This is a genomic window from Piscinibacter gummiphilus (assembly GCF_002116905.1).
GTDB classification, from domain to species: Bacteria; Pseudomonadota; Gammaproteobacteria; order Burkholderiales; family Burkholderiaceae_C; genus Rhizobacter; species Rhizobacter gummiphilus.
The window spans coordinates 5,207,126-5,229,278 of record NZ_CP015118.1 but is presented as its reverse complement, the minus strand read 5'-3'; the positions used below and the strand labels follow the sequence as shown (position 1 = coordinate 5,229,278).

The following is a 22,153-nucleotide window of genomic DNA, read 5'->3' as shown; positions in this document are numbered from 1 at the left end:
TCAATATACTGACGCCCCGATGAGCACCGCCCCCGATTCCACGCCGAAACGCCGCCTCGACCTGAGGCGCGTGCTGACGGCCCTGAACCGCCTCGCGAAGGCGGACGCGGCCCCGTGGCTGCACGGGGAGGTGGCGCGGCGCATGGCCGACCGGCTCGACATCATCAAGCTGCGCCCGACGGCACTCGCCGACTGGTGGAGCTTCGCGGGTGCGGGGGCCGAGCTGCTGGCGAAGGCCTACCCCGAGGCGCGCCGCATCCAGGTCGAACCCACCGAGGCCCTGCGGGAACGCGCCCGCGCGGCGACGGCCAAGGGCCGGTGGCCGTGGTCGCGCACGCAGAAGCCCGAGGTCGCCGGTCCCGACGACCTTGCCGAGGGCGGCGTGCAGCTCGTCTGGGCCAACATGATGCTGCACGGCACGGCCGACCCCACCCAGGCCATCGCCCGCTGGCACCGTGCGCTCGCGGTCGACGGCTTCGTGATGTTCTCGTGCCTGGGTCCGGACACCCTCCGCGAGCTGCGCGACCTGTACGCCCGCCTGGGCTGGCCCCCGGCGATGGCCGAGTTCGTCGACATGCACGACCTGGGCGACATGCTGGTGCACGCCGGTTTCGCCGACCCGGTGATGGACCAGGAGACCCTGCATCTGAGCTGGGCCGACCCCGAGGCGCTGCTCGCGGAGCTGCGCGGCCTGGGCGGCAACGCGTCCCCCGACCGGTTCCCCGGCCTGCGCACCCCCCGGTGGCGGAAGCGCCTCGTCGATGAACTGAACGGGTTGCGGGGAAACGACGGACGGTTGCATCTGCGCGTCGAAGTGGCCTACGGCCACGCCTTCAAGGTGCCCCCGCGGAGGAAACCGAGCACGGAAACCACGGTTTCGCTCGAAGAAATGCGTACCCTGGTACGCAAGCGCGACACTCGGGATTAACGCCCCCAATACCCCTGCCCGCGCTGCGTTAAACTCGTGGGCTTGAATGACACAGGTTCGCCTTGGGCGTGCGCGCGTCGGTACTTTCAGCGTGAAAGCGCTGGGCGCGCTTTCGGTGAACTGTCGGCCTACAGACCCGTTAGACCGCAGCAGCACCATGTCCGTTACCACTTCGACCAGCGCGTGGCCACCGAAAGGAAACCGGGAAGGTTTCCAATTCGGCCGCGAGTCGTCGGCGGGGCGGATGGCCGGCGATTCGGAATGGTCGGTCGACTGGGTCCTCGAACGCACCGGTGCGGACCGGGCGCGCGGGGTGCCCCGCCTGGTGGTGGCCTATGCCGCGCTGTGCGCGGTGTCGCTCGCGGTGGCCTCGGTGTTCTGGGCGCACGGCGCCCAGGTCGTCATGCCGCTGGCCTGGGTCCAGCTCATGGGTGTCGGAGGCATCGGCTGGCTGCTCGCCCGCCACGCGTTCGACCGGGAATGCATTGTGTTGAGGGGGGACCGCCTGACCGTGGAACGCGCGAGCGGGTCGCACGTCGAGCGGGTCGAGTTCCAGCCGGCGTGGGTCCGGGTGGAACCTGAAACCGGCGACCGGTCCCTGATCGAGTTGTCGGGCCAGGGACGGCGCATCGCGGTGGGGCGGTTCGTCGCCCCGGAGCAGCGCCGCCAGCTGGCCGAGGAGTTGCGTTTGGCGCTGCGCCGCTGGCACCAGGGCACCACGCCGAAGCCGGCATCGATGTGATTTTGGAAACTAGAACGACCATGATGAAGACGATGAACTCACTGCGGCCCGCGTGGCACAAGGCTGGTCAGCTCTGTCTGGCGCTCTGCGTCTCCCTGGGAAGCTCCGCGGCGTTCGCGGTGAACGACCTCAAGGGCGGCCCGGCCGTGAACCAGATCAATCTGCATCCGCCGGTCACCCAGATCGCCGCGGACCAGCAGTGGCTGCACAGCTTCATGCTGATCATCTGCACGGTGATCTTCATCGGCGTCTTCGGGGTCATGTTCTATTCGATCTTCAAGCACCGCCGGTCCAAGGGTGCGAAGTCGGCCAACTTCCACGAAAGCACCACCGTCGAGATCATCTGGACGATCGTGCCCTTCGTCATCGTGATCGGGATGGCCCTGCCGGCCACGAAGGTCGTGGTCGCGATGAAGGACACCAGCGCCGCCGACCTCACCATCAAGGCCACCGGCTACCAGTGGAAGTGGGGCTACGACTACCTGAAGGGTGAAGGCGAAGGCCTCGCCTTCATCTCCACGCTCGACGCCGCCCAGCGCGAAGCCTCCGACAGCGGCAAGCCCGCGCCGGTGGACGACTACCTGCTGAAGGTCGACAACCCGCTCGTGGTGCCGGTCGACAAGAAGATCCGCATCATCACCACCGCGAACGACGTGATCCACGCGTTCATGGTCCCGGCCTTCGGCATCAAGCAGGACGCCATCCCCGGCTTCGTGCGCGACACCTGGTTCCGCGCCACCAAAACCGGCGACTTCTACGGCCAGTGCGCCGAGCTGTGCGGCAAGGAACACGCGTACATGCCCATCCACGTGAAGGTGCTGTCCGCCGCCGACTACACCGCCTGGACGGAAGCCAAGAAGAAGGAACTGGCCGCGAAGGCGGACGACCCGAACAAGGTGTGGGCGCTGCCCGACCTGATCGCCCGCGGCGAGAAGGTGTACTCGAACTGCGCGGCCTGCCACCAGGCCAACGGCAAGGGCGCCGGCCCCATCAAGGCGCTGGACGGTTCGCCGGTCGTGCTCGACGCCGACCATGCGAAGCAGATCAACACCGTGCTGAACGGCATCCCCCCGGGCATGCCGGCGTGGAAGCAGCTGAGCGACACCGACATCGCCGCCGTGATCACGTACACGAAGAACGCCTGGTCCAACAAGACCGGCCAGCTCGTGCAGCCGAAGGAAGTTGCGGCCCTCCGCAAGTAATCCGTCACCGAACAGCGCCCAAAAGGAAGACACATGAGTGCAGTACTCAACCCCCATGGCCACGTTGCCGGTGACGCCCACGGTCACGACGATCACGCACACGACCACCCGCACGGCTGGCGCCGGTGGATGTTCGCCACGAACCACAAGGACATCGGCACGCTGTACCTGCTGTTCTCGTTCACGATGCTGATGATCGGCGGCGTGCTCGCGCTGCTGATCCGCGCCGAGCTGTTCCAGCCGGGCCTGCAGATCGTGAACCCGCAGCTGTTCAACCAGCTGACCACCATGCACGGCCTGATCATGGTGTTCGGCGCCATCATGCCGGCCTTCGTGGGCTTTGCGAACTGGATGGTGCCGCTGCAGATCGGCGCGAGCGACATGGCCTTCGCCCGCATGAACAACTTCAGCTTCTGGCTGATGATCCCCGCGGCCATCATGCTCGTGGCGTCGTTCTTCATGCCCGGTGGCGCCCCCGCCGCCGGCTGGACGCTCTACGCGCCGCTGACGCTGCAGATGGGCCCGTCGATGGACGCCGGCATCTTCGCGATGCACATCCTCGGCGCCAGCTCGATCATGGGCTCGATCAACATCATCGTGACCATCCTCAACATGCGCGCCCCGGGCATGACGCTGATGAAGATGCCGATGTTCTGCTGGACCTGGCTCATCACCGCGTACCTGCTGATCGCCGTGATGCCCGTGCTGGCCGGCGCCATCACGATGACGCTCACCGACCGCCACTTCGGCACGAGCTTCTTCAACCCCGCCGGCGGCGGTGACCCGATCATGTACCAGCACATCTTCTGGTTCTTCGGCCACCCCGAGGTCTACATCATGATCCTGCCGGCGTTCGGCATCGTGAGCCACATCATCCCGGCCTTCGCCCGCAAGCGCCTGTTCGGCTACACCTCGATGGTGTACGCCACCGCGTCCATCGCCATCCTGTCGTTCATCGTGTGGGCCCACCACATGTACGCCACCGGCATGCCCGTCACCGGCCAGCTGTTCTTCATGTACGCCACGATGCTCATCTCCGTGCCCACGGGCGTGAAGGTGTTCAACTGGATCGCCACCATGTGGCGTGGCTCCATGACGTTCGAGACCCCGATGCTGTTCGCGGTCGGCTTCATCTTCGTGTTCACGATGGGTGGCTTCACCGGCCTGATCCTGTCGATGGCCCCCATCGACATCCAGCTCCAGGACACCTACTACGTCGTGGCCCACTTCCACTACGTGCTGGTGGCCGGCTCGCTGTACGCGATGTTCGCCGGCGTGTACTACTGGATGCCCAAGTGGACCGGCGTGATGTACTCCGAAGCGCGCGGCAAGTTCCACTTCTGGGGCTCGCTGATCACCTTCAACGTCACGTTCTTCCCGATGCACTTCCTGGGTCTGGCCGGCATGCCGCGCCGCTATGCCGACTACCCGATGCAGTTCGCGAACTTCAACGAGATCGCCACCATCGGCGCCTTCGGCTTCGGCCTGATGCAGGTGTACTTCTTCCTGTTCGTCGTGCTGCCGTGCATGCGCGGCAAGGGCGAGCCGGCACCGCAGCGTCCGTGGGACGGCGCGGAAGGCCTCGAGTGGGAAGTGCCGTCGCCGGCGCCGTTCCACACCTTCGAGAACCCGCCGAAGCTGAACGCGGCGGCCACGAAGATCGTCGGCTGATCGAGGTCCGGACACCATGGCCATGACACCCGAACAGAAGAAGAGCAACCGGCGGCTGGGGCTGATCCTGGCCTCGGTGGCGCTGGTCTTCTTCCTGGGCTTCCTGGCCCGCATGGTGTTCGTCGGGCACTGAGGACACCGCCGTGACCACGCCGCCGAAACGCAAGAACCTCCTGGGCCGCGACAACCGGCTCATGCTGGGCAAGCTGACGGTCGTGGTCGGGCTGATGTTCGGCTTCGGCTACGCGCTGGTGCCGATGTACAACGCGATCTGCAACGCGCTGGGCATCAACAACCTCGCGCGCTCGGAGCTGCTCGTCAACGGCCACAGCGGCGAGAAGGTCAACACGCAGGTCGACCCCACGCGCACCATCACCATCGAGTTCGACACCAACGCACGCGGTCCGTGGGACTTCAAGCCGGCGGTGCGGTCGCTCGACGTGCACCCGGGTGAACTCACCACGGTGATGTACGAGTTCAAGAACACGCAGGACCGCACGATGGCCGCGCAGGCCATCCCGAGCTACGCGCCGAAGCAGGCCATGGCCCACTTCAACAAGCTCGAGTGCTTCTGCTTCAACGAGTACACGTTGAAGCCGGGCGAGACGAAGCAGTGGCCGGTGGTGTTCGTGGTCGACTCGAAGCTGCCGAAGGACGTTCGCACCATCACGCTGTCGTACACCTTCTTCGAGGTGGGCGGCAAGATCCCGCCGGCACCGGCCGAGAAGGTCGCCGCCGGCAAGCAGGAGCCCAAGTCGTGAGTGGCGGGGACGACCTCAAGTCCGCGGTGCAGCGGAAGATGTCGTTCTGGCAGACGATGCGGGCGGTGGGGTGGTCGTTCTTCGGGGTGCGCAAGTCGGCCGATTACGAAAAGGACGTGAACCAGCTCAACCCGGTGCACCTGATCATCGCGGGCCTGATCGGCGCCGCGGTGTTCGTGACGGTGCTGGTGGTGCTGGTCAAGTGGGTCATCACCAGCGGGGTGGCGGCCTGAAGCGGTTGAAATGATGGATGGGACCCCGGCGTCGACCTGAGCCGCGGGCGGCAGGTTCAGAGAAGAGAACAGTCAGTTTCGCAGGAGAAAAACATGTCGGCAGCGACACACGACGGCCACGCGCCTTACTACTTCGTTCCGGGTCCCTCGCGGCACCCGCTGATGGCGGCCATCGGCCTGTTCTTCGTGATCCTCGGCGCCGGCCAGTGGGTCAACGGCCACCAGTGGGGCGCCTACTCGCTGGCCTTCGGCCTGCTGTGGTGGGCCTTCGTGCTCAAGCAGTGGTTCGGCGACGCCATCCGCGAAAGCGAATCGGGCCTCTACAGCGACCGCATCGACGTGTCGTTCCGCTGGAGCATGGCCTGGTTCATCTTCTCCGAGGTGATGTTCTTCGCCGCGTTCTTCGGCGCGCTGTACTGGGCCCGCGTGATGTCGGTGCCGAGCCTCGGCAGCCTCGACAACGCCATCCTGTGGCCCGACTTCAAGGCCTTCTGGCCGAGCTCGGTGCCGGGCTACACCGGCGCGCCGGCCGGCACGGTCGAAGCGTTCAGCACGATGGGCCCGTGGCCCATCCCGACGATCAACACCGGCCTGCTGCTGGCCTCGGGCGTGACGCTGACCATCGCCCACCACGCGCTGATCGCCGGCGAACGCGGCAAGACGCTGTTCTGGATGTGGGCCACCGTGCTGCTGGGCATCACGTTCCTGGGCTTCCAGGGCTACGAGTACTACCACGCCTACACCGACCTGAACCTGAAGCTCACGTCGGGTGTCTACGGCTCCACGTTCTTCCTGCTGACCGGCTTCCACGGCTTCCACGTGTTCGTCGGCATGCTGATGCTGCTGTTCATCACGCTGCGCCTGCACAAGGGCCACTTCACTCCTGACCGCCACTTCGGTTTCGAAGGTGCGGCTTGGTACTGGCACTTCGTCGACGTCGTGTGGCTGGGTCTCTACGTGATCGTCTACTGGCTCTGATTCCCATCAGGCGCTGAAAGCGAAAGGAGCGCCCTCAGGCGCTCCTTTTCACTTGGGGGCACGGGGGTCAGGTGGGTTTGACCGGAATGCCGGTGGGCTGAATCCAGCCGGCGAGGTAGAGCACCCAGATCAGCGCGAACAAGCCGACCGACAAGCCCACGCGCACGGCGAGCGCCCGGGCCATCTTCTTCGACTGCGGGTCGTCGCCCTTGCGACCGCCGCGCAGCATGAAGAGGCCGGCGGTGGCGAGGGCGCCGAGGATGAACACAAAGGCGAGGCCTACGAGGTATTTCATGGCGGCTGATTATTCCACTGCACGCCGGCGCGCCGTGATCGTGTTCGTGGCGGCGCTCGCGGGGGTGCTGCTCACCGGCCGCCTGGGCCTGTGGCAGCTCGACCGCGCGGCGCAGAAGCAGGCGCTGCAGACCTTGCTCGAGACCCGCGCCACGCTGCCCGAACTCGCCCCGGGGGCGCTCGCCCGGACGGCCGCGGACGCCGAGGCGCAGCACCAGCGCCGCATCCGCGTGACGGGCGAATGGCTGCCGTCGGGCACCGTGTTCCTGGAGAACCGGCAGATGCACGGCCAGCCCGGCTTTTTCGTCGTGACGCCGCTGAAACTCCCGGGAAGCGATGAGGCCGTGCTGGTGCAACGCGGCTGGGCGCCGCGCGACCTGCTGGACCGCCAGAAGGTGCCCGACGTGCCCACGCCGGCCGGCCCGGTCGAGGTGCTCGCGCAGGTGGCGCCGCCCCCGGGCCGCCTTTATGACTTCGCGGGCGGGGCCGCGTCCGGCCCACTCCGCCAGAATGTCGACGTCGAGGCGATGTCGATTGAACTCCGCACCCCGTTGCGGCCTCTGTCCCTCGTGCAACTCGACGAGTCTCCCGCCGCCCGGGGCGACGGCCTCAAGCGCGACTGGCCGGCCCCCGCGGTCGACATCCAGAAGCACCACGGTTATGCCTTCCAATGGTTCGCGCTCTGCGCGCTGATAGCAGGTCTGTATGTCTGGTTCCAACTCGTCCGTCCCCGACTCGCGCGCCGAGCCGCTTAGCCTCACGGTGCACAGCCTGCCGGTCCCCGCGCCGGAGCGACGGCGCCTGTCCGGCCGCCTGCAGATGCTGCTGGTGCTGGCCGTGTGCGCGGCGCCCGTGATCGCGTCGTACTTCACCTACTACGTGGTGCGGCCGGGCGCGCGCAGCAACTACGGCGAGCTGATCGACCCGCAACGCCCCATCCCCGACCTGCCGCTGACCACGCTGGACGGTCAGCCGGTGAAGGCGTCGAGCCTGAAGGGGCAGTGGCTGCTGGTGACGGTGTCCGGCGGCGCCTGCGACACCACGTGCGAGAAGCAGCTGTACCTGCAGCGCCAGCTGCGCGAGACGCTCGGCAAGGAACACGACCGCGTCGACAAGGTGTGGTTCGTCACCGACGACGTGGCGCCGCGGTCCGAGGTGCTGGCCGCCGTGAACCCGCACGGCGCCGAGGCCACGGTGCTCAAGGTGCCCGGCGACGCGCTCGCCGCGTGGCTGGCCCCGGCCCCGGGTCAGGCGATCGGCAACCACTTCTACATCGTCGACCCGATGGGCAACTGGATGATGCGCGAGCCTGTCGACGCGGACCCGAAGAAGGTCAAGCGCGACCTCGAGAAGCTGCTGCGCGCGTCGTCGTCGTGGGACAACCCGGGTCGCTGAACCATGCCCGTCGCGCCTCCCGCCTACGACCTCGCCCCCATCGCCTGGCTCGCCCTCGTGGGCGTGGTGCTCGCGCTCGGGCCGCTCGCCTGGGTCTCGTTCCGCCACCGCCACGAGGGCCCGGCCGCGCGCCGCAAGGCGCTGACCGTGCTGACGCTGTTCCTCACGTTCGATCTCGTGATCTTCGGCGCCTTCACTCGCCTCACCGACTCGGGCCTCGGCTGCCCCGACTGGCCCGGCTGCTACGGCGAGATGAGCCCGATCCAGGCCCATGCCGACATCCACGCGGCCGAGACCGCGATGCCCACCGGCCCGGTCACGCGCGGCAAGGCGTGGATCGAGATGATCCACCGCTACCTCGCCACCGGCGTGGGCGCGCTGATCACCGTGCTGATGGTGACCGCGTGGCGCGAGCACCTGCGGCGCCGGCCGCTCGCGATCTCGCCCTGGTGGCCCACGGCGACCTTCGTCTGGGTGTGCCTGCAGGGCGCGTTCGGGGCGCTCACCGTCACGATGAAGCTGTACCCGGCCATCGTCACCGCGCACCTGCTGGGCGGCCTCGGCCTGCTGGTGCTGCTGGCGGCACAGGGCGAGGGTTACCTGCGGCGGCCGCTGGCGCTGCCGAAGGGCCTGCGCGTGGCGGCGTGGGTGGTGGCCGGCCTGACGGTGCTGCAGATCACGCTGGGCGGCTGGGTCAGCACGAACTACGCGGTGCTCGCCTGCACCGACTTCCCGACCTGCCAGGGCCAGTGGTGGCCGCCGATGGACTTCGAGCACGGCTTCGCGGTGTTCCGTGAACTCGGGATGGGGAAACACGGCGAGGTGCTGCCGTTCGCCGCGCTGACCGCGATCCACATGACCCACCGGGCGGGGGCGCTGCTGCTGACGATCGCCGTGGTGTGGCTCGCGTGGCAACTCCGCCGGCAGGCCGACCCGGTGGCGCAGCGGTTCGCGCTGGGCCTCGGGCTGGCGCTCGCCTGGCAGCTGGCCAGCGGCCTCAGCAACGTGGTGCTCGGCTGGCCGCTGCTCGCGGCGCTGGCGCACACCGGGGGCGCCGCGGCCTTGCTCACGCTGATGGCCGCGATGATCACCCGCGCCCATCAGGCGGATCGCGCCGGCACGTAAAATCACGGGTCCAGCCGTCCGCCATGTCCAACACCTTGTCCACCCCCCTGGCCGCTCCCTCGATGTCGCGCCTGCGCCAGTTCAACGCGCTCACCAAGCCGCGTGTCGTGCAGCTGATCGTGTTCTGCGCGGTCATCGGCATGCTGCTCGCCGAACCGGGCGTGCCCGACTGGCGCCTCGCGGTGCCGGCGGCGGTGGGCATCTGGCTCGTCGCGTCGGCCGCCGCCGCATTCAACTGCCTGGTGGAGCAGCGCATCGACGCGAAGATGGCGCGCACCGCGTGGCGCCCCACCGCGAAGGGCGAACTCACCAACACCCAGACGCTGCTGTTCTCGACCGTGCTGTGTGCGGTGGGCAGCGTGATGCTGTACGTGCTGGTGAACCCGATCACGATGTGGCTCACGTTCGCCACGTTCGTGGGCTACGCGGTCATCTACACCGTGGTGCTCAAGCCGGCCACGCCCCAGAACATCGTGATCGGCGGCGCCTCGGGCGCGATGCCGCCGGTGCTCGGCTGGGCGGCCATGCGCGGCGAGGTGGGTCCCGAGGCGCTGATGCTGTGCCTGATCATCTTCCTGTGGACGCCGCCGCACTTCTGGGCGCTGGCGCTGTACCGCGTCGAGGACTACCGCAAGGCCGGCCTGCCGATGCTGCCCGTCACGCACGGCAACGAGTTCACGCGGCTGCAGATCCTGCTCTACACGCTGGTGCTGTTCGCTTCCACGCTGCTGCCGTTCATCTTCGGCATGAGCGGCTGGCTGTACCTGGCCGCGGCCGTGGTGCTGGGCGCGGGTTTCATCGGCTACGCCTGGAAACTCTGGCGCTCGTACTCGGACGCGCTGGCCCGCAAGACCTTCCGCTTCTCGCTCTGGCACCTGTCGCTGCTCTTCGCGGCGCTGCTGGTCGACCACTACCTGCTCCTGCTCTGAGGACTCACCGATGCGCCGCCGCCCGCTGTTGACGATCGCCGCCCTGTCGGCCCTGGTGCTCGCCACCGGCTGCGACAAGCTGATGCCGGCCAAGCCGGCGAACTACAACGCGGTCGACATCACCGGCGCGGCCTACGGCAAGGCGCTGTCGCTGACGGATGCCGAGGGCCGCACCCGCACGCTGGCCGACTTCGGCGGCAAGTACGTCGTGGTGTTCTTCGGCTTCACGCAGTGCCCCGACGTGTGCCCCGGCACGCTCGCCGAGCTGGCGCAGGTGAAGAAGGCGTTGGGCCCGGACGGCGACAAGGTGCAGGGCGTGTTCATCACGGTGGACCCGGACCGCGACACCGCCGAGGTGCTCAAGGGCTACGTCACCGCGTTCGACCCGAGCTTCGTCGCGCTGCGCGGCACGCCCGAGCAGGTCGCCGCGGTGGCCAAGGACTTCAAGGTGTTCTACCAGAAGGTGCCGGGCAAGGAGCCGGGCAGCTACACGATGGACCACACGGCGGGGTCGTACGTGTTCGACACGAAGGGGAACGTGCGGCTGTTCACCCGGTATGGCACCGGGGCCGACGCGTTGACGTCGGATCTGAAGCAGCTGATGAAGGCGGGCTGAGGACGTTCAGCCGCCCGGTGCTTCGAGGAAGCCCAGGGCCCCGGCCTTCGCCGGGGTGACACCTGGTTGTCTTTTCACCCGTCATCCCGGCGAAGGCCGGGACCCTGGGCAGTCGCCGACGCTCAGACCGTCAAAGCCTTGCGCATCTTCTTCATGGCTGCGACTTCGATCTGGCGAATGCGCTCGGCACTGACGCCGTACTCACCCGCCAGCTCGTGCAGCGTCAAGCCACCCGAGCTGTCGTCGTTGACCTTCAACCAGCGCTCTTCCACGATCCGGCGGCTGCGCGGGTCGAGGGTGTCGAGGGCCTGCTGGATGCCGTCGCCGGCCAGCCAGTCGCGACGCTGAGCCTCGATGACACGCGTGGGCTCCTGGCTGTCGTCGGCCAGGTACGCGATGGGCGCGTAGGACTGCTCCTCCGCATCGTCGTTCTGCGGTTCGAGGGCGATGTCACCGCCGGACAGGCGGGTTTCCATCTCGAGCACCTCTTCGCGCTTGACGTTCAGGTCGCGCGCGACGGCATCCACCTCGCCCTGCGTGAGCGTGGCGCGGTGCGTGGTGCCTTCGGCGCCGTCTTCCTTCAGGCGCTGCTTCATCGAGCGCAGGTTGAAGAACAGCTTGCGCTGGGCCTTGGTGGTGGCCACCTTGACCATGCGCCAGTTCTTCAGGATGTACTCGTGGATCTCGGCCTTGATCCAGTGCATGGCGTAGCTGACCAGGCGGACGTTCTGGTCCGGGTCGAAACGCTTCACCGCCTTCATCAGGCCGACGTTGCCCTCCTGGATCAGGTCGCCGTGCGGCAGCCCGTAGCCCAGGTACTGGCGGGAGATGGAAACGACGAGGCGCAGGTGCGACAGCACCAGCATCCCGGCGGATTCGACGTCACCTTCGGCACGAAGGCGGCGGGCGGCCGTGGCCTCTTCGTCCTGCGTCAGCAGGGGCAGGCGGTTGACGGCGGAAATGTACGCATCGAGGTTGCCCAGGGAGGGCACCAGCGCCCAGGGGTCGCGCACCGCGACGGCGCGGGCGACGGGGGCCATGGGCATGTTCATGGAAGCAGCAGACATCCGGGAACTCCTTTTCATCGGCATATTAGCACTCGCGGTGTCTGAGTGCTGACGGCCCGAAAAGTTCCGCCGGAACGTGAGTGACAACTCTCTCCGAGATCGCCTGCTGTCGTGGCGTCTGGTGCGAGCGGGGTGGTCCGTTTGCATTTCTTTGCTCCGACACGGCTCCTCCGGAGCCTCCTCGACCATCCTGCGCGCCGGTGCGGGCAGCGCCTACCCCCAGGCCACCGCGATCCGGCGTCAGCGCCTTCCGACACGCGACAATCCCCCCATGAGCCTCGTCTACTCCACCGATGCCGGCCGCATGTGTCCCACGTGCCGCCAGCCCGCCTCCGCCTGCACCTGCAAGGCGGCCGCCGCCGTCTCCACGTTCCCGGACGGCGCCGTGCGGGTCTCGCGCGAAACCAAGGGCCGGGCCGGCAAGGGCGTGACGCTGGTCAAGGGCCTGGGCCTTGCCGAACCGGAGCTGACGGCCTGGGCGAAGGCGATGAAGGCGACCTGTGGGACCGGCGGCACGGTCAAGGACGGCGTGGTCGAACTGCAGGGCGACCACGTGGTGCTGGTGATGGACAAGCTGAAGCAGCAGGGCCGCACCGTCAAGCGCACCGGGGGCTGACCGCGCGGGACCTCAGCCGAACTTGGTCTCGGCGTCCTCGAGCACCGCGTCCACCACCGCCAGCAGTTCGGACACGCTGATCGGCTTCGTCAGGTACTGCTGCGCGCCCGCCTGGATCGCGGCCTCGATCTGGGACGCCAGCGCGTCGGCCGAGACCGCGACCACCGGGATGTCCGCCGTGGACGGGTCGGACTTCAGGTGGCGCAGCAGTTCCAGCCCGTCGATGTCGGGCAGGTGCATGTCGAGCAGGATCAGGTCGGGGCGGTCGGCCCGGATCGAGGCCAACCCGTCGAGCCCGGTGATGGACACGTCGAGGCGCACCTGCGGCCGGCGCGAGAGCACCCCGCGCATCACCTCGACGTTCGTCTCGTTGTCCTCGACGTAGTGGACCACCCGCTGGTGGTAGTCGCTGATGGAGGGACGCGACGGTTCGGCGTCGAGCGGGCGCTCGGTGACCTCGCCCGCGCGGGGCAGGGTCAGGATGAACGACGAGCCTTCGCCGGCCACGCTGCGGGCCCGCAGCGACCCGCCCATCAGCTCGGCCAGCCGCTGGCTGATGACGAGGCCGATGCCGGTGCCCTCCTGGCCCGAACGCTCGCGGCCGAGGCGGTTGAACGGCTGGAACAACTGAGACAGCTGCTCTTCCGTCATGCCGAGGCCGGTGTCGGTGACGGTGATCTCGATGCTGTCTCGGTGCAGCAGGCGGGCGGCGATGTGGATGCGGCCGCTGTCCGCGTTGTACTTGACCGCGTTGCTCAGCAGGTTCGTGAGGATCTGCTTGACGCGCGTGGCGTCGCCCTTGAGCCGCGTGACGTGTTCGGGGATGTCCTGCGTGACGACGATGTCGCGGCGCTGCGCGTCGCGCTCCACCAGCGCGAGGGTGGCGGCGAGGAGCTCCGCCAGGTCGAGCGTCTGCACCTGCAGGCTCAGCGTGCCGGATTCGATGCGCGACAGGTCGAGCACGTCGTTGATCATGTCGAGCAGGTGCCAGCCGGCACCCTGGATCTGCGCGACCCACGGGCGCTGCACCGCGGGCAGCGGGTGCGTCTGGTCGAGTTCGAGCAACTGCGCGAAGCCGAGCATCGCGTTCAGCGGCGTGCGCAGCTCGTGGCTCATGCGCGAGAGGAACTCGCTCTTCGCGAGGTTGGCCGCCTCGGCGAGGGACCGCGCGCGTTCGGCCTCGGCGAGCTTCAGGTGTTCGGTGATGTCTTCCACGACGCCCACGATGCGGTACGGCTCCCCCGACGGCAGGCGGAGCAGCGACACCACCGCCTGCACCCACACGATGCGGCCGTCGCGCGTGACGTAGCGGGCCTGGCGCCGGAACATCGGGATGTCGCCGCGCACCAGCTGCTGCGTCAGCTCGATCTCCTGCACGCGGTCTTCCGGGTGGATGACGTGCGACTGGTTGAGCTGGGCGAGGTCGTCGCTGGCGTACCCCGTCAGCTCGCAGAAACGCGGGTTGACCTGCTTGATGTTGCCGCGCAGGTCCGTGTAGACCACGCCGATGGGCACGTGGTTCAGGATGTTGCGGAAGCGCTGCTCGCTCTCGCGCAGCTCGGCCTCGGTGCGCTCGCGTTCGACGATCTCTCGCTGCAGCGCGAGCGTGCGTTCCTTCACCGCCGTCTCGATGCGGCGGGCCCGGCCGGTGACCGTGAGCAGCAGCGTGCCGAGCATCGCGGTGGCCAGCAGGCCGATCACCGAGAAGAGCAGCGCGTTGCGGGCGCGCGCGTCGGGCATGTCGTTGCGCGTGGCGAGCACGCGCAGGTTCCACTTGCGGTCGGCGAAGCCGAGCGCGCGGGTGAACGACAGGTCGCTCGCCTCGGTGTCGCAGCCCGGCGGGCCGGCGAGCACGCGCCGCACGGCCACGGTGTCGGTGTCGATGATGCAGATGCGCAGGTAGGGCGGCAGTGTCTTGCGGAAGGCGGCGAGCGCGTCGTCCATGCGCACGGTGACGAACACCACCCCCTGCACCGCCTCGACCCGCTCCGAGGGTGAGCGGGGCGTGCCCTTGTAGATGGCCTGGTAGATCACGACGGCGGCCTGCGAGCCCGTCTCCTGCGTCACGCGGAAGCCGGCTGTCGCCGCGGGGCTGTCGGTGCGGATCGCGATGTCCACGGCCGCGCGGGCGGCGGGGATCGAGCGTGTGTTGACCCCGAGCGCCGCGGCGTTGCCGCGCATCGGCTCGATGTAGCGGATCACCACCATGCGGTCGTCGTCGCGCACCGGGAAGGTGGAGTCGGCGCGGTCGAACACCTTGAAGCCGGGCAGGTCGTAGGCGGCGACGCTGGCCTGGTAGTCGGCCGACTGGCCGCGCCGGATCACCTCGCTCCAGCCCATCGCATGGAGGTGGCTGTCGGGGCTGACCCAGGCCGCGACGGCGCGGCGCATCTCCTCGCGGGTCACGCTCTCCGAGGCGATGAACACGCCGCGCAGCGCTTCCAGTGCGTGCATGGGGAACTCGAGTTGCGAGGACAGGTTCGACGTGGCGTGCAGCGCATCGCGCTCGAAGGCGGTCTGCACCCGCGACTGCTCCCACTGGTCGACCTGCTTGATGGACATCGCCATCAGCAGCGTGGCGACGAACATCGTGGCTCCGACCGTCCAGCGGCGGGAGTCCCACTCGCTGCGCGGGTGTCCGATCCAGCTGAGGACGATGGGCGTGGCCGTCAGCATGCCGAGCGCGTCGCCGGTGGCCCAGCTCCACCAGGTGAGCAGCAAGGAGGACCCGGACTGGCCGGCCAGCGCCCACAGTGCGATGCTGGCGATGCTGGAGCTGGTGAGGCCGGTGACGACCGCCCCGATGCCGAAGAAGAGCGCGACGTCCCGCGGCTCGCTGAGCGTGAGCGGCTGGTGCACGTGGCGGCGGATCAGCACGGACGCGAGCCAGGCCTGCAGGGCCGCACCACACGCGATGACGGCCGGCAGCGCCACGAACGCCGTGGGCCCGAGCGACCGGTCGGGCCCGAGCGTGATGTTGACGAGGAAGGCGCCGAGGGCGACGCCGGGCAGCACGCGGTTGCCATACGTCAGCACGCAGGCCAGCGCGACGCCGGTGGCCGGATACAGCGGGGAGGCGTAGCCGGGCGGGATGGCCAGCCACAGGGCCGCCCACCCCATCAGCGCGTAGGCCAGCGTCGTCCCCACGAGGGCGAACACCCAGTGCGGCCGAGGGCTGGTAGGCGCTGAGGTCATCGGGGTGGGAATGTCGGGGCTCGTGGGCGCGGTTGTGCCGCGGGCAGAGCCTACCACCTAACCACCCGCGCAGACTGCCGGCGGGCGCCGCCATGTCCCGCTTCGGAGGGAGCCGGCCGTTCGCGACCCTCTGGCAAACTGGTGTTTTCACCCCGGCCCCGACATGACCTCGACCCTCCAGGACTCCGCCCGTCACGTCCGCAACGGCATCCAGGCGGCCACCGCCGGACTCGTCGGGCGCGACCAGCTCGCCGAACTGATCGTGCTGGCCGCGGTGGCCGGCGAACACCTGCTCGTGATCGGGCCGCCGGGCACGGCGAAGAGCGCGGTCGTGCGCCGTGTCGCCCAGGCGCTCGGTGGGCGCTACTTCGAATACCTCCTCGGCCGCTTCACCGAACCCTCGGAGCTGTTCGGGCCGGTGGACCTGCGCAAGCTGCGCGAAGGCACCGTCGAGACCGACGTCACCGGCATGCTGCCCGAGGCCGACGTGGCCTTCCTCGACGAGGTGTTCCTCGGCTCCACCGCCATCCTCAACACGCTGCTCGGCGTGCTCAACGAACGCCGCTTCCGGCGCGGGCACACGCAGGTCGACTGCCCGCTGCGCGTGGCCGTCGGGGCGGCCAACGCGCTGCCCGACGACGAGGGGCTGGCCGCGTTCGCCGACCGCTTCCTGCTGCACCTGTTCGTGGAACCGGTGCCCGACCACCAGCTCGAGGCGATGCTCGCGGGCGGCTGGCGGTCGGACGCCGCGCCGGCCGCGACCCCCGCCGGGCTCGTGCACCTGGACACCCTCTGCCGCACGCTGCACGACGTCCAGCTCGAGGCGGTCCGGCCTGTGCTCGCCGAGGCGGTGCGGGATCTGCGGCGTGCCGGGGTGCACCTCTCGGACCGGCGCATCGTGAAGTCGCAGCGCCTGATCGCGGCCGCCGCGGTGCTCGCCGGCCGGCGGGAGGCGGGGCCGGCGGACCTCTGGCCGCTGCTCTACGTGCTGCCCACGAAGGAGGCCCAGCACAGCGCCCGTGACGTGCTCAAGGAGCAGCTCGCTCACGCGACGCACCCGCACCTCTTCAGCGCGGTCGAGGCCGCGTCGATGCAGCCGATGTCGCGCGTGGGCCGGCTGGTCGACGGGGCCCGGCGCTGCCTCGGGTCCGCGGAGGCCGGGCGCACGGCCGAGGCCGAGGCGCTGCTGCGCGAGATCGACGCCAACTTCCACGCCGACGCCTTGCCCGCGGAGCTGGCCGAGTGCCGCCGTTCGCTCGCGGCGCTGCTGGCCGTGGCCGCGTGAGCGCCCGTTGAACCCCGGGCTGCCCTGCCGCTGGCGCGCCTGCGCCGACGCACCCGCGCCTCAGGCCGTCGTGGCCTGGGGCGACGTGGCGCCGCGCCTCGGCGCCCGGGTGGCGACCTTGCCCGAGGCCTCGCAGGCCCGGCTGCAGGCCACGGCGGGACGCGACGTGCTGGTGCTGTTCGGCGCCGAGGCCGACCTGCCGTGGGTGGACGGCGTGGCCTACGCCGCCCCGCGCCGCGAGGCGCCGGCCCTGTGGCTGCCCACGCTGTGGGAGCCCGACGTGCCGCTCGACCTGCTGGAGCGCGCGCTGGCCGCCGCGCACCGGCGCACGCCGCTGCTGCTGTGGCCGCGCCCGTCGGTGGCCGTGCCGCTCGATCGGCAGCGCCCCTGGCCCCAGGCGCCGCTGGCCGCCTGGGCCGAACGGTGGCGTGACCGATGACGGCCGCCACCACCGCCTCGCTGCCCGAGACCCTGCGGCCCTGGTTCCCGTGGTTGGACTGGTTCGCACCCGAGCTGGCCGTGTCGCTCGGGGACATCCTGGCCCGGCTCGACCCCCTGGTCGGCCGGTTCGAGGGCCGGCGTGCGGCCGGGGCCGAGGAGCCCGACGGGCTGGGCGACCTGCGTCGCCGCGGGCCGTACGAACGCCTGCTCACGTCCGAATGGCTGCTGGCCGCCGACGTGCCGGACGAGTTCCTTCGCCGCGCGGCCAGCGGCGAGCACCTGTTCCTCGCACCGCAGCCGCGCGGGCGCCGGCCGCAGCGCCTGATCGTGGCCCTGTTCGATGCCGGACCGCGCCAGCTCGGGGCACCGCGGCTCGTGCAGCTGGCGCTGTGGATCCTGCTCGCGCGCCGCGCCGTGGCCGCCGGCGGCACCTTCCGCTGGGGCGTGCTGCAGCAGCCCGGCGTGCTGCACGACGCGCTGCGGCCGGAGGACCTGCTCGCGCTCCTGGGCGCCCGCACGTACGACGCCGGCGGTCCGGCCGGCGCGCAGGCATGGTCACCGGTGCTCGAGGCGATGGACTTCGGTGAATGCTGGCACGTGGGGCCCGGGCCCCGGCGGCACGACACGGCCACGCACCTGGCGTGGGTGCGACCCGCGCTGTTCGACGACTCGCTCGACGTGGAGGTGGGCCGCCCCGGTGCGACCCGCCGCGCCGAACTGCCGCTCGGCGACGCGGACACGTCCGTGCTGCTGCTCAAGGGACGGTTCCAGGGCATGCCGGTGCCCAAGGCCCGCAGCTTCCGGTCCGACCGGCTGTCCATCCGCATCGCTCCGCTGTTCTCGGACGACGGACGCTACGTCGTGGTGCCGCTGCTCGAAGGCACGGCCGTGTCGGTCTTCCCGTTGAACGCCCTGGGCGAGCCGGCACGCGGCCGCACCCGGACGCTCAGCTGGTCCGCCGGCAGCGAGCCGCTGGCCGGGGCCATGAGGGGCAAGCAGCTGGTGCTGCTGCTGTCGGCCCCGGGTGGCGGCCTGCTGCGGTTCTGGCAGAGCCAGATCGGTGTGGTGCCCCGGCCGGAACGCGAGCACTTCCATGCGCCGCCCCAGGTCGGCCGCTGGCTCGACGCGTTCATGATGGGCTCGTCGGTGTTCGTGCTCGACGCGTCCCGCCGCCTGGTCTTCTGGGCCGGGCCGCCGGTGCGCGGGCCGATGCTGCGCGCGAAGGAGGTGCACGCCGTCGCCGCGATCGACCACAGCCGCTTCGCGTTCGTGGCCGAAGAGCAGGGGGTGTTGAAGGCCTTCGTGTCCGACACCGGGGCGCGCGTGCAGGTCACGCACCCGCTCGGTCCGGTGCGCTCCGGCGAGGGGGTGTCGGTCCTGATCGGGCCGGCCAGCCGCTGGCGGAACGGGTTCGGCGGCTGTGCCGTCCGCGGGGTCGCGGCCGACTTCACGGCGGTGTGGGACGTGCACGAACCCGTCGAGGGCGGCGCGCCGCCGGTCGTGTGGCGCTCGGAGCCCACGCGGGCCGTCGTCTTCGGACTCACGGCGGCGCCGGGGGGCCGCGGCTCGGTGCTGGTCGCCCTGAGCCCGTCACGCCGCGACCTGTTGCTCATCGGCCCGACGGGATTCCGCACCGTGTGGAGCTCGCCGGAAACCATCGAGCGCCAGTCGGTGCATGCCGAGTCGGGCCGCGTGGCGCTGCTCACGGTGGACCGCGCGCTGGTGGTGTTTTCGGTGCCCGAGAACGCCGTGCTGCTGAGGGTGCGCAGCGGCGAGGAGGGCCGGGATGACTGACGTGCGCGAACCGGTGCTGCAAGGCCATCGGCCGGTGGCGGGCCTCTGGCTGCCGGCCCGGCGCTTCACCGAGGGCGAACGCGCCGGCCTCGTGCTCGCGCACTGGCGCCGCGGCGCGACGGTGCTGCGTTTCCCCGAAGGCGACCTGCTGCGCTGGCCCGGGCCTGCGACCCTCGACTGCAGTGCGCTGCGCGCATGGCCCGTCGTGCGCGACGGGATGTTCTGGAGCACCGCGGAACTGTCGGCGGACGAACGCGCCGCGCTGCCCGCCTGCGACCTCGTGGTGGTGCGCGGCGGCGAAGCCGTGCCGCTGCACTTCGCGCAGGCCGTGCCCCTCGATGCCGCGGCGTGGCTGGACGTGGGGGCCTTCGCGCTGCACGACACCTTCGACGACGAGGGGCTCGCCCCGGTCCTCGAACTCGTCGACCCGCCGCGCCCCGAGGGCGACATTCGCGACGTGCTGGGCCTCGACCTCCCGCCGGCCAGCGACGAGCAGCACCGCTTCCGGCAGCGGCTCGCCGAAAGGCGCCGGCCGGGGTGGTGGACGAAGGCCGGCGTCGGACCCTCCGCCCTGGCCGGCGTGCTGCTCGCGGCCTGGCTCCTCGGTGGCGTGGCCGACGAGGGAACGCGCGGCAGCCTCGCGATGCTGGTGACCGCCCTCGTGATGGCCTGGCTGGTCTTCATGGTGGCGCGCTGGGCGTGGGACACGGCGATGCGTGGGTTCGCGCGGGCCGTCGGGGCCGCGTCGCCGCGACCGGCACCTGGCTCGGGCCAGGGCACCGGCGCCGCAGGGCAGGGCGGGGCGGGCCACGGCGACGTGCCCCCGCGCGGCACGGCCCGCACCGTGCCACAGCGATGGCGCCAGTGGCTGGCCCGGTTCGCCGTCGCCTCGCGCCTGTCGACGCTGATCGGGTTCCGGCAGGCGGCCTACCTGCGGCGCATGCTCGAGATGTTCGACGAGGGCGACCTGCGCGAGGCGCTGCGCCACGCGATCCCGCTCGGGAAGGACGGCGAACCATCGGCCGGCCAGGCCTTCGGCACGCCGGGGCCGCGGGACGACCTGCGGCTGGACCGCCCGCGGGGCGGTGGCGCGCGCACCGGCATCGGCGTGGACGATGCGTTCGAGATCCACCTGCGCCAGGTGTACCGACGCGCGTTCGAGCGGCTCGACCGCGCGGGGCAGATCGACGAGGCCGTGTTCGTGCTGGCCGAGCTGCTGCAGTCCCGTCAGGAGGCGCTCGACTACCTCGAGCGCCACCAGCGCTTCGAGCAGGCGGCCAAGCTCGCGCTCCAGTGGGACATGGACTCCGCCACCATCGTGCGCCTGCTGTGCCTCTCCGGCGACTGGCGGCGTGCCGTCGTGGTGGCCCGGCGCGACCAGTCGTTCGCGCAGGCCGTGCTGCAGCTGCGCAAGCGCTGGCCCGAGGCGGCCGCGCAACTGACCGAGGGCTGGGCCCGGTCGCTGGCCGACGAGGGCCGCTGGCTCGACGCGGTGCGGGTGCTGTGGCCGCTCGACAGCCACCGCGAGCAGGCGGCCGAGTGGCTGGCCCGGGCCGACGCCGCGGGCGGCGAGCTGGCGGCGCAGGCCCTGATCGTCCGGGCACTGGTCGCGCCCGACACGATGGCCTCGGTGGCCACACCGCTCCGGGCGCTGCTCGACGACCCCGCCCGCCACCGCGACCGCGCGGCCCTGGCCGGCGCCCTCGCGGTGGCCGAGGCGAAGGACCGCAACGCGGCCGTGGACCAGCTCGCGCGCCGCGTGCTGCCGCCGCTGCTCGCGGACCAGGCGGACGGTGTCGGCCGCCTGCCGCGCCCCCAGGTGCAGCGCCTGCTCGACATCGCGCAGGATCCCTGGCTGCGGGCCGACCTGCCGGACGGTGTGCCGCTGCCGGCTCCGCTGATGGAGCCACTGGCACCACGCGACGACGTCCCCGTCTGGCACGCGCCGGAGCCCGGCACGCTTGCCGTCCTCGATGCCGCGCCGGCCGGTGCGGGGCGGTACCTCGTCGCGTTCGGCGAGGCGGGGGCCGCGCTGCTGGACGAGGGCGGGCGTGTCCGGACGCGGTTCGCGGTGCCCGCCTCGCGGCTCGTCACGGCCCCGAGCGGGCTCGTCGCGCTGGCGCTCGCGCCCCGCGGCGACGTGTGGCGCGTGAGCCGCATCGACGTGCTGGAGCGCCGGGTCACCGACCTCGGCTCGATCGCCTTCGACCTCTGCGCCACGACCTTCGACGGCATCGGCTGGACCGTGGCCCAGGGCAAGGCGCTGCGCGTGCTCGACACCCGCGAGGGCTTGCAGCAGGTGCTCTGGCAGGTGACGGACCTGCCCGGCCCGGTGGGGGCGGTGGTGACCGACGGCCAGGACGAGCACGTCGTCGTGGGCGACGGCCGGCAGGGCCTCGAACACTGGCACTACGTCGGACTCCGGCGCCGGCTGGCCGGGCGCGAACCGCTCGTGTTGCCCGAGGGCGACGGCCGGGGCCTGCTGCACCCGCGCCGGGGCTGGTGGCACCTGGGGGTCGGTCCGGACGGGGCGAGCCTGCGTGGCGAAGGGGTCGCGGGCACGGCCACCACGCGGTGGTCGGCGCCGTGGGACGGTGGAGCCCTCGACGGATGGTCCATCGCGGGCGGCGGGGGCGAATGGATGATGCGGCGTGCCGATGGTCGCCACGAACTGCGCTCGGCCGACCAGGGCGGGTTGCTCGGCGTGCTGGACTGGCCCGGGGGCACCGCTTGCCGCGTGCGCCACGTCGACCACCAGTGGCTCGTGTTCGACGAAGCCGGCCGCCTGTGGACGGTCGACACCGGCAGCGGTGCCGAAGGTCGGGTGTCGGTGCGTGAATGAATGAACCGGGCCGGCCGGGCGCTCCCGCGCCGGCCGGCC

General features: G+C 70.6%; 21 protein-coding genes. 18 read left to right on the top strand and 3 right to left on the bottom strand.

From position 1 onward, the window contains the following. The first annotated feature begins 19 nt into the window (after positions 1–19). The 8 genes from A4W93_RS23885 to A4W93_RS23855 all read left to right on the top strand — a co-directional run bounded on the left by A4W93_RS23885 (position 20) and on the right by A4W93_RS23855 (position 6,515). Complete coding sequence (locus A4W93_RS23885; RefSeq protein WP_237357614.1) at positions 20–928, top strand: class I SAM-dependent methyltransferase; 909 nt, start codon at positions 20–22, stop codon at positions 926–928. A gap of 244 nt (positions 929–1,172) precedes the next feature. Further along, positions 1,173–1,670, top strand: a complete 498-nt coding sequence (locus tag A4W93_RS23880) for a DUF2244 domain-containing protein (RefSeq protein WP_157782226.1) — start codon at positions 1,173–1,175, stop codon at positions 1,668–1,670. A gap of 23 nt (positions 1,671–1,693) precedes the next feature. Continuing rightward, a complete protein-coding gene (coxB, locus tag A4W93_RS23875; RefSeq protein ID WP_099960093.1) occupies positions 1,694–2,872 on the top strand; it encodes a cytochrome c oxidase subunit II in 1,179 nt (392 codons plus the stop codon). Positions 2,873–2,905: 33 nt separating this feature from the next. Beyond that, positions 2,906–4,543, top strand: coding sequence for a cytochrome c oxidase subunit I (ctaD, locus tag A4W93_RS23870; protein WP_085752988.1), 1,638 nt, complete (start codon positions 2,906–2,908; stop codon positions 4,541–4,543). Positions 4,544–4,565: 22 nt separating this feature from the next. After that, entirely contained in the window at positions 4,566–4,676 is a 111-nt protein-coding gene (locus tag A4W93_RS30300) for a cytochrome oxidase small assembly protein (RefSeq protein ID WP_218919165.1), read from the top strand. Positions 4,677–4,737: 61 nt separating this feature from the next. Then, positions 4,738–5,304 carry a cytochrome c oxidase assembly protein gene (locus tag A4W93_RS23865; protein ID WP_085754303.1) on the top strand — a complete coding sequence of 189 codons (567 nt, stop codon included), beginning with the start codon at positions 4,738–4,740 and terminating at the stop codon, positions 5,302–5,304. Between the two features lie 38 nt (positions 5,305–5,342). After that, the gene (locus A4W93_RS23860) at positions 5,343–5,537 is read left to right on the top strand and encodes a DUF2970 domain-containing protein (RefSeq protein ID WP_085754304.1); all 195 of its coding nucleotides are present in this window, start codon (positions 5,343–5,345) and stop codon (positions 5,535–5,537) included. Between the two features lie 93 nt (positions 5,538–5,630). Then, positions 5,631–6,515, top strand: coding sequence for a cytochrome c oxidase subunit 3 (locus tag A4W93_RS23855; RefSeq protein ID WP_085752987.1), 885 nt, complete (start codon positions 5,631–5,633; stop codon positions 6,513–6,515). Between the two features lie 67 nt (positions 6,516–6,582). Here A4W93_RS23855 and A4W93_RS23850 read toward each other — a convergent pair whose 3' ends face one another. Beyond that, the gene (locus A4W93_RS23850; protein ID WP_085752986.1) at positions 6,583–6,810 is read right to left on the bottom strand and encodes a DUF2909 domain-containing protein; all 228 of its coding nucleotides are present in this window, start codon (positions 6,808–6,810) and stop codon (positions 6,583–6,585) included. On the opposite strand from A4W93_RS23850, the gene A4W93_RS23845 reads away from it, so the two are divergent. The 5 genes from A4W93_RS23845 to A4W93_RS23825 are packed head-to-tail and all read left to right on the top strand — an operon-like array spanning position 6,809 to position 10,874. Further along, entirely contained in the window at positions 6,809–7,564 is a 756-nt protein-coding gene (locus A4W93_RS23845) for an SURF1 family protein (RefSeq protein WP_085752985.1), read from the top strand. The two genes, A4W93_RS23850 and A4W93_RS23845, sit on opposite strands and share 2 nt — an antisense overlap. Beyond that, a complete protein-coding gene (locus tag A4W93_RS23840) occupies positions 7,515–8,204 on the top strand; it encodes an SCO family protein (RefSeq protein WP_085752984.1) in 690 nt (229 codons plus the stop codon). Before A4W93_RS23845 ends, A4W93_RS23840 begins: the two co-directional genes overlap by 50 nt. A 3-nt stretch (positions 8,205–8,207) precedes the next feature. After that, entirely contained in the window at positions 8,208–9,329 is a 1,122-nt protein-coding gene (locus A4W93_RS23835; RefSeq protein WP_085752983.1) for a COX15/CtaA family protein, read from the top strand. A gap of 23 nt (positions 9,330–9,352) precedes the next feature. Then, on the top strand, positions 9,353–10,258 hold the full coding sequence (cyoE, locus tag A4W93_RS23830) for a heme o synthase (protein ID WP_085752982.1): 906 nt from the start codon (positions 9,353–9,355) through the stop codon (positions 10,256–10,258). Between the two features lie 10 nt (positions 10,259–10,268). Next, positions 10,269–10,874 carry an SCO family protein gene (locus tag A4W93_RS23825; RefSeq protein WP_085752981.1) on the top strand — a complete coding sequence of 202 codons (606 nt, stop codon included), beginning with the start codon at positions 10,269–10,271 and terminating at the stop codon, positions 10,872–10,874. 122 nt (positions 10,875–10,996) lie between these two features. Here A4W93_RS23825 and rpoH read toward each other — a convergent pair whose 3' ends face one another. Continuing rightward, positions 10,997–11,941, bottom strand: coding sequence for an RNA polymerase sigma factor RpoH (gene rpoH / locus A4W93_RS23820; RefSeq protein WP_174694894.1), 945 nt, complete (start codon positions 11,939–11,941; stop codon positions 10,997–10,999). A 271-nt stretch (positions 11,942–12,212) separates the two neighbouring features. On the opposite strand from rpoH, the gene A4W93_RS23815 reads away from it, so the two are divergent. Next, positions 12,213–12,557 (top strand): translation initiation factor Sui1, encoded by a 345-nt coding sequence (locus tag A4W93_RS23815; protein ID WP_085752979.1) that lies wholly within the window; start codon positions 12,213–12,215, stop codon positions 12,555–12,557. Between the two features lie 12 nt (positions 12,558–12,569). Here A4W93_RS23815 and A4W93_RS23810 read toward each other — a convergent pair whose 3' ends face one another. Then, the gene (locus tag A4W93_RS23810; RefSeq protein WP_085752978.1) at positions 12,570–15,752 is read right to left on the bottom strand and encodes a CHASE domain-containing protein; all 3,183 of its coding nucleotides are present in this window, start codon (positions 15,750–15,752) and stop codon (positions 12,570–12,572) included. Positions 15,753–15,915: 163 nt separating this feature from the next. Between A4W93_RS23810 and A4W93_RS23805 the strand changes: the two genes are divergently transcribed. Genes A4W93_RS23805 through A4W93_RS23790 form a run of 4 tightly spaced genes read left to right on the top strand, consistent with a single transcriptional unit; the run spans position 15,916 to position 22,114 of the window. Beyond that, positions 15,916–17,037, top strand: coding sequence for an AAA family ATPase (locus A4W93_RS23805; protein ID WP_085752977.1), 1,122 nt, complete (start codon positions 15,916–15,918; stop codon positions 17,035–17,037). Positions 17,038–17,044: 7 nt separating this feature from the next. Beyond that, a complete protein-coding gene (locus tag A4W93_RS23800; protein WP_085752976.1) occupies positions 17,045–17,476 on the top strand; it encodes a bpX5 domain-containing protein in 432 nt (143 codons plus the stop codon). Beyond that, entirely contained in the window at positions 17,473–19,272 is a 1,800-nt protein-coding gene (locus A4W93_RS23795) for a hypothetical protein (RefSeq protein WP_085752975.1), read from the top strand. Before A4W93_RS23800 ends, A4W93_RS23795 begins: the two co-directional genes overlap by 4 nt. Then, positions 19,265–22,114, top strand: coding sequence for a bpX6 domain-containing protein (locus A4W93_RS23790; RefSeq protein ID WP_085752974.1), 2,850 nt, complete (start codon positions 19,265–19,267; stop codon positions 22,112–22,114). Before A4W93_RS23795 ends, A4W93_RS23790 begins: the two co-directional genes overlap by 8 nt. The last annotated feature ends 39 nt before the right edge of the window (positions 22,115–22,153 follow it).